Here is a 15,869-nt window from a genome sequence, read left to right as displayed (position 1 = left end):
AAAACAATATGAGTAGAGGGATTTAATATGAAAAGTTTTATTAACGATAATGTACAGCAAATACAAATCTCTGGTATTAGAAAATTTGCCCAACAAATTGAAAAATATGAAAATGTCATTGCATTAACATTAGGTCAACCAGATTTTCAAACACCTGAGCCAATCAAACAAGCAGCAATTGAAGCCATTTCGTCTAATCAAACAGTTTATACACCTAACGCTGGTTTACCTGTACTTAGAGATGCAGCTTCAAATTATGTTAAGCAAAAATATGGGCTAACATACGATTCATCCAGCGAAGTAATCGTAACTGTTGGGGCAAGTCAAGCTCTTGATGTTGCAATTCGTACGATCTTAACCGAGGGCTGTGAAGTTATTTTACCAGCTCCAATCTACCCTGGTTATGCACCAATTATTACGACTTGTGGCGCAAAACCAGTATTTGTTGACACTTCAGATCATGGGTTTAAAATTACACCCGAACTTTTAGAACAATATATTAATAAAAATACTAGATGTATCGTTTTACCTTACCCAAATAACCCAACAGGTGTAACGTTAACAAAGGAAGAACTTGAAAATTTAGCATCCTATCTTTCTAAAAAAGAAATTTTCATTCTATCTGATGAAATTTATAGTGAGCTGACATTTGATTCAGTTCATCAATCAATTGCTAGTTTTCCTGGAATGCGAGATAAAACTATCGTTATAAATGGATTGAGTAAATCTCACTCTATGACCGGTTGGAGAATTGGATTCTTATTCGCACCTTCTTATTTAGCACAAGAAATATTAAAGGTTCATCAATATAATGTATCATGCGCTACATCAATCTCTCAATTTGCAGCAATTAGTGCATTAACCGAGTGTATTGATTCCCCTATTGAAATGGCAAAGGAATATCAAAATAGAAGAGATTATATGTTAGATCGATTACAACAAATGGGTTTACCTTGTATTAAGCCTGGCGGTGCATTTTATTTATTTCCATCAATTAAGGAATTTAATATTCCTTCCATGGAATTTGCACTAAAACTAGTAGAACAGCAAAATTTAGCTGTCATTCCTGGGGAAGCATTCTCTGAATATGGTGATTCTTTTATTCGCTTGTCATATGCATATTCAATGGAACAATTAAAACTAGCATGTGATCGTTTAGAGGCATTTATAACTACTTTAAGATAGTGTTTCACTAAAATATCAATATAGTTTGATTAGGGGCTCTCATAAGTCAATTTAACTAAGAAAGCCCCTTTTCTCTATACATTTATAAAATAATAGTACGCGTTGATTTCCACTTCAGAATGCTCACTTTCCGTTACAATCTTTTGTGTTAAAATGAGGATCCTATGAGATCTTTTTAATACAACCACATTTATAAAAAAGCAAAAAAAGAGGAACAAATCATATACGATTTGTTCCTCTTTTTTCTTAATTTAGTTATATTTTGGTACTCTTTATTTAGTTTGAATGACACTAGTTTTGAATAACAAGTCTTGGATGGTTTTATGGTCTCTTCTAAATAACATTAAATACACATTTACAAGTAATGGTATCCCTAAAAATGCCACTGAGAACGCAAAGATAAAAATGAAACGAAGTAAAAATATCCCAATATTTGTTTCTTCATAATTATCTTTTATCATTTTTATACCCAAGAATCTTTGTCCGAATGTCATTCCTTTATTAAACTTTGGAATGATCACTAACAATACGATCATCAACATCATAATAATGAAAATATCAATTGTTGAATTTCCTGAAGTAGCGTTAAATCTATTTAAAATATTGGCCGGTTTCATTGTAATTAATGCGATAATGATTCCATATAAGATAGAGACTATAAATGTATCTAAAATAAACGCACTTAATCTTTGATAAAACTTTGCCAGTTGAAAATTCTTCACTTGTAAACCTCAATTCGTAAAAATTATTGAACGTGATGTGATGGGTCGTATAGCATATACAATGCCTGAGTTCCTTTTTCATCAAGCCCTTTTTTAGAAAGTTCTTCATAGCAACTTTTAGCAAGTAAAAGTCCTGGAAGATTCAATTTCATTTTTTCTGCTTCATCAATTGCGATCCCCATATCTTTTATAAAATGTTTAATATAAAAGCCTGGTTCAAAATCTCCTTTTAATACGCGTGGAGCTAAATTACTTAAAGACCAGCTTCCTGCTGCACCTGTAGAAATACTACTTAATACTTTTTCTCCATCTAACCCAGCAGCTTTTGAATAGGCTAGTGCTTCACATACTCCGAGCATACCTGAAGCAATCGCGATTTGATTACACATCTTAACATGCTGTCCGCTTCCAGACTTACCTTGATATACAATATTTTGTCCAAGTACATTAAAAATGTGAATCATTTCATCAAAGGTTGCTTTTTCACCACCAACCATGATCGCTAATTTTGCTTCTCTTGCTCCTAAATCCCCACCAGATACTGGAGCATCCAATGACTTCATTCCTCTTGTAATTGCTTCTTCTTCAATCTTTTTAGCTAATGTAGGTGTTGAAGTTGTAAAGTCGATTAACGTCGTTCCTGGCTTCGCTGATTGAATAAAACCATTTTCTCCAAAAACAACTTCTTCCAAATCTGCAGGGTACCCGACCATCGTACAAATAACATCACAGTTAGGAGCTAATTCTTTAGGCGTTTCGTACCACTTTGCACCTAATTCTATTAATTCCATTGCCTTTTCTTTTGTTCGATTATAAATATGTAAAGTAGCTCCAGCATTGATTAAATGTTTTGCCATACTTTTCCCCATTACACCAATTCCAATAAAGCCTATATGAAGATCATTTAGTTTCATTTCATATCTCTCCTTTTTCTATTCCTTTCATAAAACTAACATAAATTTAGTGAATACAAAAGCTGAAACATTTTAAAGTTGTCATCATTTTACAAAACCATTTAATGTTAAACTTTACATTAAAAAATAAAACTGTTTAGGCATCAAATACAATTTCTAGAGTAATTCAGAGCGTATTTGTTGACTCTAATATTGTAAGTCTCTATATTAAATAAAGTACATTTTGATACAACATACATAATAAATTTTGGAGGAAACCTTACATGAAAAATGAGCAATTCTTTGATATGATTCAAAAACGTAATTCTACTCGTGCATTCGATGGAACTACAGAAATTAGCAAGAGTGAAATAACAGAGCTACTAAATGCTGGAATGAAAGCACCATCTGCTTGGAATTTACAACATTGGAAATTCGTTGTATTCCACGGAGAAGAAGCGCAAGGTAAATTACTACCTGTTGCATACCATCAAAATCAAATTAAAGATGCGTCATGTGTCATTGCAGTATTAGCAGATACAGAATCAGCAAAAAATGTTGATCCAGTTTTTGATCCAGCTGTTAAAGCAGGATATATGTCACAGGAAGCGAAAGATAAGTTAAAAGCAAACGTTATAGGCGCATACTCTACAGAGCAACGTAATCGTGAACAAGGCATTCTTAACTCATCATTAGCAGGTATGCAATTAATTCTTGCTGCTACTGCAAAGGGTTGGAATACATGCGCAATCGGCGGCTTTGACGAGAATGCATTTAAAAAAGCTTTCCTAACTGATACTCGTTATATCCCAACAATGTTAATCGCAATCGGTAAAGAAAAAGTAGCTGGTCATCCAACGTCTCGATTCTCAGCAGAAGAAATGTCAATTTGGATTTAATTTAATAATGAAAGGCTTCTGTTCAAACAGAGTCCTTTTTGATTATTAGAAAATCAGCAAATTATCTAAAACATGCAAACAAAAAACAACAGGCTTCCCTGTTGTTTTTTAATTAAATTTCATTTACTAATTTGACAACTTCTTCTGCAGTTGACATTGATAATGCTTTTTCAGCTAATTTCTCCATGTCAGCTTTTGATAATTTTGCCATTTGGCTACGAGCTGGAAGAATTGAAGTTGCACTCATAGAGAATTCATGCAAGCCAAGTCCAACTAATAATGGAATTGCAAGAGCGTCTCCTGCCATCTCTCCACACATTCCTGCCCATTTTCCTTCTTTGTTAGCAGCATCAATTACCATTTTAACTAATCTTAAAATAGATGGATTATATGGTTGATATAAGTACGAAACTTGTTCGTTCATACGGTCTGCTGCCATTGTGTATTGGATTAAATCGTTTGTTCCAATACTAAAGAAGTCTACTTCTTTAGCAAATACATCAGCTAATACAGCAGATGCAGGAATTTCTACCATCATACCAATCTCAATTGTCTCAGAAACTTTTACATTTTCAGCGACAAGCTTTTCTTTTTCTTCTATTAAAACAGCTTTTGCTGCTCTAAACTCATCAAGAGTTGCGATCATTGGGAACATGATTTTTAAGTTTCCATAAATACTTGCACGTAATAATGCACGTAATTGTGTACGGAAAATCTCTTTTTGATCTAAGCATAAACGAATAGCACGATATCCAAGGAATGGATTCATTTCTTTTGGTAAGTGTAAGTAAGATAATTCCTTATCTCCACCGATATCTAATGTACGAACAACTACCGGTTTCTCACCCATACTTTCAAGAACTGTTTTATACGATTCGAACTGTTCTTCTTCGGTCGGGAAATTGTCTCGTCCCATATAAAGGAACTCGGTACGATATAAACCTACACCTTCACCACCGTTATTGATTACACCTTCAACATCGTTTGGTGTACCAATATTAGCAACTAGTTCTACATGATGTCCATCTTTTGTAACTGTTGGTTCGTTTTTCAATTTAGCCCATTCTTGCTTTTGAAGTTCGAATTTCTCTTTTTTCGCTTTATATTCAGCAAGTTCTTCTTCAGAAGGGTCAACGATCACTTGACCGTCTAAACCGTCAACGATTACCATTACACCATTTTCAATTTTGCTTGTTACTTCCTTCGTACCTACAACAGCAGGTATTTCAAGTGAACGAGCCATAATTGCAGAATGCGAAGTACGTCCACCGATATCAGTTGTAAAACCTAAAGCGTATTTGCGGTTTAATTGTGCTGTATCAGATGGTGTTAAATCTTCAGCGATAATAATGACTTCATCAGTAATATTCGCAGGATTCGAAATTGTAACGCCAAGAATATGTGCCATTACACGTTTCGTTACGTCACGAATATCAGCTGCGCGTTCCTTCATATATTCATTGTCCATGCTTTCAAACATTTGAACAAACATAGAAGCTACTTCATTCATTGCATATTCTGCATTAACATTTTCAGACTTAATTTTGTCTTTTACTGGGTTAACAAGTTCTGGGTCATTTAATACAAGGATGTGAGCAGAAAAAATTGCCGCTTTATCTTCACCAAGTTCAGCATTCGCATGATCACGAATTTTCTCTAATTCGGTATTAGAAATTTGAATTGCATTATCAAGACGAGAAATTTCAGCATCAACATCTGAAATTTGCTTCTTCGTGATATTTAATTCAGGATTTTCTAAGCGAAATGCTTTAGCAATCGCAATACCACTTGAAGCTGCGATTCCATTAATATGTAAAGACATTACTCGCCTAGGCCTTCTTTTTTCATTGTTTCTTCGATTGCAGCTAAAGCTTGATCAGCGTCGTCACCGTTTGCAGTAATTTTGATTTCAGTACCTTGTTGAATTCCTAAAGACATTACACCCATGATTGACTTTAAATTAACTGTTTTGCCATTGTACTCAAGATTGATATCTGAGTTAAATTTACCTGCAACATTTACTAATAATGTAGCTGGACGTGCATGAATTCCTGAATCTGCTGTTACTTTAAACGTTTTTTCCATTATATTTATCTCCTTTGTGATACATTTTACATTTTTGGTATAGACATTTGGCCTACTAAGAATATTTTATTAAAAGGGGTGCATAGTGTCAACTATACAACCCCTTTCAATTTGTTAACATTTTTCGATAATTTTACTTAATTTTGATGATCCCAACTTCACCTTTACCTTGCTTACCTGATTTTTCAATGACAACTTCTTGTCCTTCAGATAAATTCGTAAATACAACAGGAGTGATCGTTGATGGTGCATTCTCACGAATAAAGTGTAAATCAACTTTTACTAATTGTTGACCTTTTGTAACTTTATCCCCTTGTGCAACAAGCACTTCGAAGCCTTCACCATTTAATTTAACTGTATCGATACCAATGTGAATTAAGATTTCTTTTCCACCTTTTGAAAGAATACCGATCGCATGTTTAGTTGGGAATACATTTACAATTTCACCATCTACAGGAGAAACAACAGTACCTTCTGAAGGAATAATTGCAAAACCATCACCCATCATTTTTCCAGAAAATACCTGATCTGGTACTTCTGTTATTGGAATGATTTCTCCTTCAATTGGATTAATAATTTCTTCATCAGTTGATGGATTATTTGTTACTACTTTATTTTCTTCTTTTGATACTACAGGTCTTTTTCCTGTCATAATATCTTTAATTTGTGTTTTTAACGTATCTGATTTCGGTCCAAAGATTGCTTGAATATTGTTTCCAACTTCAAGTACTCCTGCAGCACCTAATGCTTTAAGTCGATCTTTATTTACTTCATCTTTTGCATTTACTTGAACACGTAAACGAGTAATACATGCATCTAATGAAGAGATGTTATCTTTTCCACCTAAAGCTTGTAAAATTTCATATGGTAATTCATTTGCAGGTGTATCATTTGTTGATTCTTCTGTTATAGCATCTTCACGACCTGGCGTTTTTAAATTCCATTTTCTGATTGCAAAACGGAAACCAAAGTAGTAAATAACTGCTAAAACTAAACCAACGATGATTACCCACCACCAGTCTGTTCTATTAGGTAGAACACCGAATAATAAGTAATCAATTAATCCACCTGAGAAAGTCATACCGATTTTAACATTTAAGATTTGCATGATCATGAATGATAGACCCGCAAAGATTGCATGAATACCGAATAATACTGGTGCAACGAATAAGAATGAGAATTCGATTGGTTCTGTAATACCAGTTAAGAATGATGTTAATGCTGCTGATGCTAAAATACCACCAGCAATTTTTTTGTTTTCTGGTTTTGCTTCATGATACATTGCTAAAGCTGCCGCTGGTAAACCAAACATCATGAATGGGAATTTACCTACCATGAATGTACCAGCAGTTAAATCTACACCGTCTTTTAATTGAGCGAAGAAGATTTTTTGATCTCCGTGTACAACTAGACCTGCTTTATCAGTGTATGAACCAAACTCGAACCAGAATGGAGCATAGAAAATATGATGTAAACCAAATGGAATTAATGAACGTTCAATTACACCAAAAATGAATGCTGATAATGTTAAGTTCGCATCAATCATATTGTGTGAGAATGTGTTTAGACCGTGTTGAATTGGTGGCCAAATGAAACACATTAAAATACCAAGTAAAACTGAAAATGCTGCAGTAGCAATTGGTACAAATCGCTTTCCAGCAAAGAATCCTAAGTAAGATGGCAAATCAATTTCAAAGTATTTGTTATATGCCCATGCAGCAAGAATACCGACAATAATACCACCGAAAACACCCGTTTGTAATGTAGGAATACCTAATACAAATGCATAAGATGGATCATCAAATTTTGCAATATTTAAAGCTTTGTCTAAAACAATGTATTGTCCAACGTCTTTGAAAACGCTCATTGTTTTATTCATAATTAAGAAACCAACAATAGCAGCTAAACCTGCTACACCTTCACCACCAGCAAGTCCAACAGCAACCCCTACTGCAAATAATAGCGAAAGATTTCCGAAAATAATGTCACCTGATTGTTCCATAACTCTTGCAACTAATTGGAACCATGATGCATCTAAAAATGGTAAGTACTTTAATGTTTGCGGATTTTGAAATGCATTACCAAATGCAAGTAATAATCCGGCAGCTGGTAGAATTGCAACTGGTAACATTAATGCTTTACCAACTTTTTGTAAAACGCCAAAGATTTTCTTAAACATTGTTATCCTCCTTTTATCCAAAACAAAAAGGCATGAGATAGAAAAGTGATTGAAACATAATCTGGATATAGTTTCCCCTACCCGGATTAATTCATTCACATTTTTTCTACTCATGCCTGATCGAATCAGTAACACGTATTATGTGTACTTTATTCAGTTATTTGTTATGATTTCGCTTTCATTATATCTACGTCTTTAATAAAATACAAGCAAAAAGTACTATTTTATTTTTTTATTTTACTTTGGACGAGTCTTTCTAAGTGTATTGTTAAATAAATTACTTCTGCTTCACTAGCTTTCTGGTTTAAAGAACTTTCAATTGATTTTAGTATTTTCCATGCTAAATCATAGCAAACGGGATATTCCTTTTTGAGAATAATGGCGAGTGCTGGTGACTCATCTGAAGATTGTCCATGTGATATACGGTCAATTAGAAAACGCAAATGACGGACTAATCTAGAGTAATGAATACTATTTCGATCAATTTCAATTTTTAAATATTCTTCTATATACTTAACTAATTCTTTAATGATCTGAGAAAACTTATTTACATCCGATACGATCTCTTTAGATAAGTTACTTACAATATGCAGTGTAACAAATCCAACTTCTTCGATTGGTAAATTGATATCTATTTCGTTATTGATTAATTCAATTACTTCTTCGGCAATTTTAAAATATTCAGGATACATTGCTTTTGTTTCTTGTAGAAATGGATTTTCAACAATATAGCCTTCACGAATTCTTTTAATCGCATATATTAAATGGTCTGTTAATCCAATGTGAATTTGCTCATTTAACGTACTTCCTGTCTTCTCTGCAATGATATAAATGGCTTGTTGTAATGTACCAGCCAATTTTTCATCCATTATGCCAATTAACGATTTATACTGTTTTTGTTTCTGTTCATCTTTTAAGACAAACATTTTCTCAACAACACCATCTAATATTTGATCGCCTTTTGCCTTATTAAATCCAATTCCTTTACCTAAAAGGATAACCTCTGGGTGGTCCGGATTTTTAGCAATAAGAACGTTATTATTTAAAACTTTTTTAATCGTATAGAACTCCGACATTTCTCTATACCACCCCCATTTTAAAAATTAGCTTTATTATCATAACACAATATTAGAAAAATAGTTTAAAGAAAAATTGAGTTAAAAGAATAATTTTTATACAAAAAATATTCAAATGTTTTGCATCTTTAATATAGTAGGATAGAATATAAAAGTAAAAAATATAACAAGTAGGTGCTTAAAAACAATGATTAAATTATTTGTAAGTGATTTAGACGGTACAATGTTCCACCACGGAAAACTCTTTGAACACGATGTTGAGGCATTAAAAGAACTTGTAAATCAAGGTGTAATTCTTTGTTTTGCATCTGGTCGGTTAGATTATGAAATCGTCGAGATTATGGAAAGATTAGAAGGGAATTTTCATAGAATTAGTATGAATGGAACTTATATTTATTCAAACGATGGTGAGGCATTGTTAGATGCTACATTCCATCCAACAGTTGTCGGTAAAATATATGACATGATATCTTCGAATAAATTTTTAACGTATGTTGCTGATAACACTACATATTACATCGAAGAAAAAACGGATCTTGTTCATGAAATTGAAAAAAATTCAAGCATGAAAGCAGTTGAATTAAAAACATTAAAAGAAGAATTAGGAAATAGTATTACGCCTAAAAAATATGTAGTAATTGGTGAAGATGATGATCTACTGGAATTACAAGCTGAACTACAAAAAGAACTTCCAGAATATATAACTTCATTTATTTCAGCAAAAAATTGTTTAGATATCGTTCCTGCAAATGTAAGTAAGGGTTCTGCAATTCAAATTTTAATTGATAAATTGGACATTAAACCAGAAGAAATTGCTTGTATCGGTGATTCTTATAATGATATTTCAATGTTTGAATTAACACCTAATAGCTTTGCAATGGAAAATGCTGATGACGCTGTAAAAAAACACGCTGCTTATGTTGTTCCTTCAGTTTCTGAAGCTGTAAAAATAGCAAGTCAAATAAAATAAACATAACGAAAAAGGGTGCTTTTAAAAAGCACCCTTTATTATGTTCTCTCTATATCTATTGTAAATCGATAGCGGTCTGCACGATAAATACAACTAACATATTCTAATGGAATGTCGCCATTGATATACGTAATTTGATGCAGTTCTAATGCAGGCGAATCTTCTGCTACTTCTAAAACACTCGCATCACTTTCTGACATTAACGAAGCTTTAATCCATTTCGTCGCTTTTTCAATTGAATAACCAAGTGTAACCTCAAAATATTCATATAAAGAATGATTAAGCACCTGCTCATCAATTCTATTAACTAAATTTTTTGGTATATATGTGGTTTCAATCGCAATTGGTTGATCATTTGCTAGGCGACATCGCTCTATTTTAAAAACTTCAGAACCAATATCAATTGATAAAACTTCAGCTAAATACTCATCAGCTTCCATAGTTGAAAAACCTAATAATTGATTTGTTGGTGTTAGTCCAATTGAAGATATATCTTCTGAAAAGCTTTTTAAAAACTTTAATGATTCCTCTACCTCAATACCATCCTTAACAGATACAAATGTTCCAATTCCGCGTTTTCGACTGATTAATGATTCTTTAACTAGATTATTTAAAGCCTGCCTAATCGTCATCCTGCTAACATTTAGCATCTCACTTAATGCTTGCTCAGAAGGAATACGTTCACCAGGTAACCATTCCCCTGAGTTAATTTTATTTCTTAGAAACTCTTGTATCTGAAAGTAAATCGGTAGTGGCGAATTTTTATCTAACATCATTTTTTTTCGCAAAGTGAGTATGCTTCTTCATCAACTACAATTGTTACATTGCTATGTTTTTGAAGTGCAGTTGCAGGACAGCCAATATCTTCTTTTCCATGAAGCATCTCTTTTACTGCCTCTGCCTTTTTTATACCTGATGCAATTAAGATAACTTCTTTTGCACGAAGAATTGATCCTATTCCCATCGTTACAGCATGTGTAGGCACATCTTCTTCATTTTCGAAATAAATTTTGTTAGCATTTCGAGTAGATTCTGTCAGTTCAACGATATGTGTTGGCGTATTAAATGGCGTACCTGGTTCATTAAAACCAATGTGTCCATTCTCACCTAATCCTAATAACTGTAAGTCAACTGGATGTTTTTTTAGTAACTCTTCATATTCTTTACATGCCTCATCAAGGTCTTTTGCATTTCCATCTGGTAAATGGTTCTCTTTAAAATTTAGATGATTAAAGAGTTGTTCAGCCATATATGTGTGGTAGCTCGTTTGATCATCTTCTGCTAATCCTACATACTCGTCAAGGTTTACTGTCATTACGTGTGAAACATTTGGTTTGTGTTGACGGAATAGGTCATAAATCCCAAGAGGTGATCCTCCAGTTGCCAATCCTAATGTAAATTCCTGTTTACCTTCAAAAGCTTTTACTATTTTTTCATATGCAACTTTCGCAATTTCTTCTGCATTTTTTACTACGATTATGTTCATTTACTTCACCTCATCCATAGATTTACCAAGTCTTGTTGTATCAATTACATAATATTTCGTCGTCATTTGAACAAAATCTGCATCTTTTCCTACCTCTAATGCGCCTTTGTTGACTAATCCAAATTCCTCGGCTTGATTAACCGATGTCATCAGAACTGCTTCTTCAGGGGTACAGCCTGTAAATTTCATTATATTTCTAAATGCATCATCCATTTTTAATATACTGCCTGCTAATGTACCGTCAGCTAATCTTGCACTTTTTTCCTTTACAAATACCGGCTGACCACCTAATTCATATTCACCATCAGCTAAACCCTTTGCTCTCATCGCATCGGTGATGACACTAATTTTTTTCGCACCTTTTAGACGGTAAGCAAGTTTAACCATATCCGGATGAATATGTATTCCATCTGGAATTACTTCCACCATAACCTGATCATCAAGTAAAACATGACCAACTGTACCGACTTCACGGTGATGCATTGGTCTCATTTGGTTGTATAAATGTGTTGCATGAGTAATTTTTCTACCTTCAAAATCTGCCCCAATAGCATCAGAATGTCCGACTGTACCAATAACACCTGTTTTTTGAAGTTCTTGTTCTAACTCATTTGCTCCTTCCACTTCAGGTGCATAAGTAACTAATTTAATGAGTCCACCTGCAGCGTCTTGCCACTTTTTAAATAAATCCACATCTGGATTTACAATATACTCAAGGGGTTGAGCCCCTGCTCTTTTCTTATTTACGAAAGGTCCCTCTAAGTGTATATATTCAAAGTGACCACCAAGTTCTTTTGCCTCTTTTAAAGCACTTAAAGCATTTTTGATATTTGAATGAGATTGAGTCATCGTTGTTGGAAAAAAGGTCGTAACTCCTTCTTTCATCATTTCTTTACTCATCTTTAAGATTGAACTAGGATTTGCATCCATAGCATCTACATCATATGCACCATGGATGTGAATATCAATCATACCTGGAATTACGATTGTTCCAGCTCCATCGACTATTTCTTCACCTTGCTCTACGAATTTTTCCATTTGATCGATACAAATTATTTTCTCCTCGTACCGAATAAATCCATTTTCAATTACATCTTTTCCAGTATAAATTTTCACATTAATAATTGACTTCAAATCATTTCCTCCTCCTTACCCGAGGGATCTACATCATCGTTTGTTTTAGAAAATAGTGTTTGCTTATTCCTAAATCACATTCGGATTCGATATAGTTTGATTGATTACTTTCTTACTTTTTTATTTTATGATATATACACCTAGTTGTCTATACTACCTAACGAGTTTATTATATTGTGAATTTTGTATATCTTTAATAGAACTATTTTAAAATGAAAGTTGCATACAACGAAAGCTGCGAGACTCCTGTATGAGATGCGGGATAGTTGAGACTAGGCAGGCCAGCCGAGGAGGCTCAACTCACGCCTCGCGAAAAGGGAGCATCCTGGAGTTGTAATCAACAAACGCATTCTTAAAAAGTAACTATATGGAAATCAGCCATAAAAAAAGAAAAAGTACAAATCAAACCACTATGGATTCACTAATACTTCTTCTTTTTCAATATATAATTTTTTTCCATTTGTTGATAATTCAATGTCACCATAATCTACAGTGGCAAATTGTTTAATCCCTAAATGCCTTAATCGTTTCATGACAGATCGGTGAGGATGTCCGAATATGTTGAATTTATCATACGAAAGAATTGCTACAGATGGGTTTACTGCAAATAGAAATGATTCTGACGTTGACGTACGAGAACCATGATGTGGAATTTTTAGAACTTGTGCATCAATATTTTCATTTTTGATTAATCGTTTCTCTGCCTTACTTTCAATATCACCTGTTAATAAAATTGAAATTTCTTCATAAGCCACTTTTAAAACAATTGAACTATCATTATTTGTTCTAGATGGTTTACCACTATTTAATACAGTCATATCGACATTAGGGTCTAACTCTATTTTGTCATTTGTTTTTGCGATTTGTATTGGAATATTTTTTTGAAAAGCTTCTTTCTTATATAGATAATACGAATGTGAATTATACTTTTTTCCACTATCTAAGATCGCTTTAATTTTTATTTGATTCATTACTTTTAACAAGCCACCAATATGGTCAATATCAGGGTGTGTACTGATTAACAAATCAATTCTGTCAATATGTAGCTTTTTCAATTTTTTTATAACTGCATTCCCATGTTCAACATCTCCACCATCAATCAGCACTGTTTTTCCATTAGGTAGATTCATAAAAATACTATCACCTTGACCTACATCAAAAAAATAGACTAGTAAAGGATGAGTAATATATCCATAATTCACTGACCTAGCATCAATTTTTTCTCCACCTAAAAAAGTTGTAAAAAGGACTAATACACAGAGCAGTAGAGAGTAGCGTTTCTTTTTCATGTCCATTTCACTTCCTCCTACTATTATTTTCTCTTTGTAAAAACAAAAGTATGTATAATTCTACATAACAATTTTTTAAATTTCCCATAAAACTAAATCAATAAAAAGAAAAAAACGCTGCAATCGATCACAGCGTTTTAAATATATCTTCTAACCGATTCACAACTAATAATGTCTCACTAAATTGCTCAAACGGCTGATTTGTAATATAGATTCCATGCATCCCTAGCTTTAAAGCAGGTGAAATTTCATTCATAAAATTATCTCCAATCGAAACAACTTCATGTGGCAATACATTATATTCTTTTATGATATTTTTCAGATGTTTCTCTGTTTCTAATGGTTTTTTTCCATCCGTAATTTCTAAATCAAAAAGATCTGTTAGACCTAAAAGTTTCAGTAATCTTGTAACATCCTCTCGATCCGAATTTGTCAACAACACTAAATGCTTTTCATGTTTAACTGATTGTAAGGCTTCTTTTAAACCTTTTATATAAGGTATAACAAATTCACTTGTAGCCATATATTCTTTTGTTCGATCATAACAATGATACACATCTCTTGCACCGTAATGGTAACTAGTTACAAGTGGTAGCCACCATCCATCACCAACAGGAATAAATGGTAAATCAAAATGATTTTGTTTATCATAATTTTTCGGTAATTTATCTCTTGATACTAATTGCCCTTCCCATGTATGTACTTGAATCGGCTTCATCGTGATTGGATCGAGTGTAATAATATAATCCAATTCTGAATCATATACCTTTCCTATTGTTAAAGCATGGTCCATGTCTTTTATTTTTTGATAATCCTTCAGAAAAAGATCCCTTTTATTTTCACTTATTTCTTTTGATAAAAGATTTGCGTAGTAATCATAATGAACTGTTCCATCATATAGGGTTCCATCTAAATCAAATACGAAAACTTTAGAATTGTTAAGTATGTTGTGCATTATTGACTCCTTAATTTACTTTGTCTTTTACATCTATTATATATTGAAAGTTCTCTTTTTTATTGTTTAGTTCAAATTCATAAAATAATACATACATCCCTTCTTTTGGGAAGGTTAATTCATATTTTAGCTTAGTCTTTTTAGAAGTGCTTGTTAGAGATTTAAAAAATGAGCCATCTTCACTTACAACATATATTTGATGATTTTTTAATCTAGGATGATGACTTTTAAACTGATTAAAATCAAAGGTGAGGACATTATTCTTTTTTGTTTGTAACGAGTTAAACAGTAATGTAACATGATACTTTGGTTGTTTCATCGTTAAAATTGAAGTTGGGTATAGCTCTAAATCAACTTCTTTATCGTCTTGAAATATCTTCGTACCGATTGTTTGTTCATTTAAGTAAGCACTAATATAATATGTTGATGTTTTTTTAAAAGGATACTTAAATGCAAAACGATTATTCCCTTTATAAACAGGCTCGATAATTTTATATGTACTAAGATGATCTGAGCTAATATAAAATTTGATTTTCTCACGCTGCGCTATACTCATTGACTTAGCATAAATTTTTACTTCCTGTGAATCCTTTCCGACACCTAAATCCCATTTTACTTTTTGTACATTTATTTCACTCGTTTTACTATTACCGTTAGATAAACGACTATTACCTTTCAATAAACTATTACCTAAAATTAAAAAAACTAATATCCCTACGCATAAAGTTGCTATATATCTAAATTTCATATCTTTGTCTCCTTTATATATAGAACTAACATATTTAACATATTAGACTTGGACAATTCTCATGATTTTTAGGTTGGAATAGTTTTAAAAGTAATCTGATATTATCATTTCATAAACCATGTTTTCTTACCAAATAGATTTGTTTTTCAATTTTGAATGATGTTTCTAATATAGTTTTGATTGTTAAAACTATCAATTTTATTTTGGTTTTATCTGTACTCGGTTCCTCTTAGAAGTTTCATATTCAC

At 32.7% G+C, this 15,869-nt stretch carries 15 protein-coding genes; 3 read left to right on the top strand and 12 right to left on the bottom strand.

The genetic code is table 11. The annotated features are described in order from the left end of the window. Positions 1 to 27: 27 nt before the first annotated feature. Positions 28 to 1,185: an aminotransferase A gene (locus tag CAB05_RS12420; RefSeq protein ID WP_088000147.1), complete on the top strand. Its 1,158-nt coding sequence runs from the start codon at positions 28 to 30 to the stop codon at positions 1,183 to 1,185. Between the two features lie 272 nt (positions 1,186 to 1,457). Here the strand turns inward: CAB05_RS12420 and CAB05_RS12415 are convergent, their stop codons facing one another. Next, the gene (locus CAB05_RS12415; RefSeq protein WP_088000146.1) at positions 1,458 to 1,907 is read right to left on the bottom strand and encodes an RDD family protein; all 450 of its coding nucleotides are present in this window, start codon (positions 1,905 to 1,907) and stop codon (positions 1,458 to 1,460) included. Positions 1,908 to 1,930: 23 nt separating this feature from the next. Further along, on the bottom strand, positions 1,931 to 2,821 hold the full coding sequence (locus CAB05_RS12410; RefSeq protein ID WP_088000145.1) for an NAD(P)-dependent oxidoreductase: 891 nt from the start codon (positions 2,819 to 2,821) through the stop codon (positions 1,931 to 1,933). 263 nt (positions 2,822 to 3,084) lie between these two features. Between CAB05_RS12410 and CAB05_RS12405 the strand changes: the two genes are divergently transcribed. Beyond that, entirely contained in the window at positions 3,085 to 3,699 is a 615-nt protein-coding gene (locus CAB05_RS12405; protein WP_088000144.1) for a nitroreductase family protein, read from the top strand. Between the two features lie 112 nt (positions 3,700 to 3,811). Here the strand turns inward: CAB05_RS12405 and ptsP are convergent, their stop codons facing one another. The 4 genes from ptsP to glcT form a co-directional block, all read right to left on the bottom strand. Further along, positions 3,812 to 5,521: a phosphoenolpyruvate--protein phosphotransferase gene (ptsP, locus tag CAB05_RS12400; RefSeq protein WP_088000143.1), complete on the bottom strand. Its 1,710-nt coding sequence runs from the start codon at positions 5,519 to 5,521 to the stop codon at positions 3,812 to 3,814. After that, positions 5,521 to 5,784: a phosphocarrier protein HPr gene (locus CAB05_RS12395; protein ID WP_088000142.1), complete on the bottom strand. Its 264-nt coding sequence runs from the start codon at positions 5,782 to 5,784 to the stop codon at positions 5,521 to 5,523. Before CAB05_RS12395 ends, ptsP begins: the two co-directional genes overlap by 1 nt. A gap of 133 nt (positions 5,785 to 5,917) precedes the next feature. Further along, entirely contained in the window at positions 5,918 to 7,963 is a 2,046-nt protein-coding gene (gene ptsG, locus CAB05_RS12390) for a glucose-specific PTS transporter subunit IIBC (protein ID WP_088000141.1), read from the bottom strand. Positions 7,964 to 8,187: 224 nt separating this feature from the next. Next, positions 8,188 to 9,039 carry a glucose PTS transporter transcription antiterminator GlcT gene (gene glcT, locus CAB05_RS12385; RefSeq protein WP_088000140.1) on the bottom strand — a complete coding sequence of 284 codons (852 nt, stop codon included), beginning with the start codon at positions 9,037 to 9,039 and terminating at the stop codon, positions 8,188 to 8,190. 187 nt (positions 9,040 to 9,226) lie between these two features. On the opposite strand from glcT, the gene CAB05_RS12380 reads away from it, so the two are divergent. Further along, on the top strand, positions 9,227 to 10,009 hold the full coding sequence (locus tag CAB05_RS12380) for an HAD family hydrolase (protein ID WP_088000139.1): 783 nt from the start codon (positions 9,227 to 9,229) through the stop codon (positions 10,007 to 10,009). Positions 10,010 to 10,047: 38 nt separating this feature from the next. On the opposite strand, the gene CAB05_RS12375 is transcribed toward CAB05_RS12380, so the two are convergent. From CAB05_RS12375 to CAB05_RS12350, 6 genes are all read right to left on the bottom strand, one after another. Next, the gene (locus CAB05_RS12375) at positions 10,048 to 10,782 is read right to left on the bottom strand and encodes a GntR family transcriptional regulator (RefSeq protein WP_158093257.1); all 735 of its coding nucleotides are present in this window, start codon (positions 10,780 to 10,782) and stop codon (positions 10,048 to 10,050) included. Continuing rightward, the gene (gene nagB, locus CAB05_RS12370) at positions 10,782 to 11,495 is read right to left on the bottom strand and encodes a glucosamine-6-phosphate deaminase (RefSeq protein ID WP_142283091.1); all 714 of its coding nucleotides are present in this window, start codon (positions 11,493 to 11,495) and stop codon (positions 10,782 to 10,784) included. Before nagB ends, CAB05_RS12375 begins: the two co-directional genes overlap by 1 nt. Then, complete coding sequence (nagA, locus tag CAB05_RS12365; protein ID WP_088000137.1) at positions 11,496 to 12,629, bottom strand: N-acetylglucosamine-6-phosphate deacetylase; 1,134 nt, start codon at positions 12,627 to 12,629, stop codon at positions 11,496 to 11,498. It lies immediately after the preceding gene. A 410-nt stretch (positions 12,630 to 13,039) separates the two neighbouring features. Beyond that, complete coding sequence (locus tag CAB05_RS12360) at positions 13,040 to 13,924, bottom strand: ComEC/Rec2 family competence protein (protein WP_088000136.1); 885 nt, start codon at positions 13,922 to 13,924, stop codon at positions 13,040 to 13,042. 121 nt (positions 13,925 to 14,045) lie between these two features. Beyond that, entirely contained in the window at positions 14,046 to 14,873 is an 828-nt protein-coding gene (locus CAB05_RS12355; protein WP_088000135.1) for an HAD family hydrolase, read from the bottom strand. A gap of 10 nt (positions 14,874 to 14,883) precedes the next feature. Next, positions 14,884 to 15,621: a hypothetical protein gene (locus CAB05_RS12350; protein WP_088000134.1), complete on the bottom strand. Its 738-nt coding sequence runs from the start codon at positions 15,619 to 15,621 to the stop codon at positions 14,884 to 14,886. Between the last annotated feature and the right edge of the window lie 248 nt (positions 15,622 to 15,869).

It is taken from the genome of Gottfriedia solisilvae (assembly GCF_002128405.1).
GTDB classification, from domain to species: Bacteria; Bacillota; Bacilli; order Bacillales; family Bacillaceae_G; genus Gottfriedia; species Gottfriedia solisilvae.
Note: the sequence above shows the minus strand (reverse complement) of the source record. Positions and strands in the feature narration are given on the sequence as shown.

Coding starts and splice junctions, on each gene's coding strand:
- CAB05_RS12355 (WP_088000135.1), bottom strand. CDS start 14,873: ATGCACAACATACTTAACAATTCTAAAGTTTTCGTATTTGATTTAGAT.
- CAB05_RS12350 (WP_088000134.1), bottom strand. CDS start 15,621: ATGAAATTTAGATATATAGCAACTTTATGCGTAGGGATATTAGTTTTT.
- CAB05_RS12420 (WP_088000147.1), top strand. CDS start 28: ATGAAAAGTTTTATTAACGATAATGTACAGCAAATACAAATCTCTGGT.
- ptsG (WP_088000141.1), bottom strand. CDS start 7,963: ATGTTTAAGAAAATCTTTGGCGTTTTACAAAAAGTTGGTAAAGCATTA.
- nagB (WP_142283091.1), bottom strand. CDS start 11,495: ATGAACATAATCGTAGTAAAAAATGCAGAAGAAATTGCGAAAGTTGCA.
- ptsP (WP_088000143.1), bottom strand. CDS start 5,521: ATGTCTTTACATATTAATGGAATCGCAGCTTCAAGTGGTATTGCGATT.
- CAB05_RS12410 (WP_088000145.1), bottom strand. CDS start 2,821: ATGAAACTAAATGATCTTCATATAGGCTTTATTGGAATTGGTGTAATG.
- glcT (WP_088000140.1), bottom strand. CDS start 9,039: ATGTCGGAGTTCTATACGATTAAAAAAGTTTTAAATAATAACGTTCTT.
- CAB05_RS12375 (WP_158093257.1), bottom strand. CDS start 10,782: ATGTTAGATAAAAATTCGCCACTACCGATTTACTTTCAGATACAAGAG.
- CAB05_RS12395 (WP_088000142.1), bottom strand. CDS start 5,784: ATGGAAAAAACGTTTAAAGTAACAGCAGATTCAGGAATTCATGCACGT.
- CAB05_RS12405 (WP_088000144.1), top strand. CDS start 3,085: ATGAAAAATGAGCAATTCTTTGATATGATTCAAAAACGTAATTCTACT.
- CAB05_RS12380 (WP_088000139.1), top strand. CDS start 9,227: ATGATTAAATTATTTGTAAGTGATTTAGACGGTACAATGTTCCACCAC.
- CAB05_RS12360 (WP_088000136.1), bottom strand. CDS start 13,924: ATGGACATGAAAAAGAAACGCTACTCTCTACTGCTCTGTGTATTAGTC.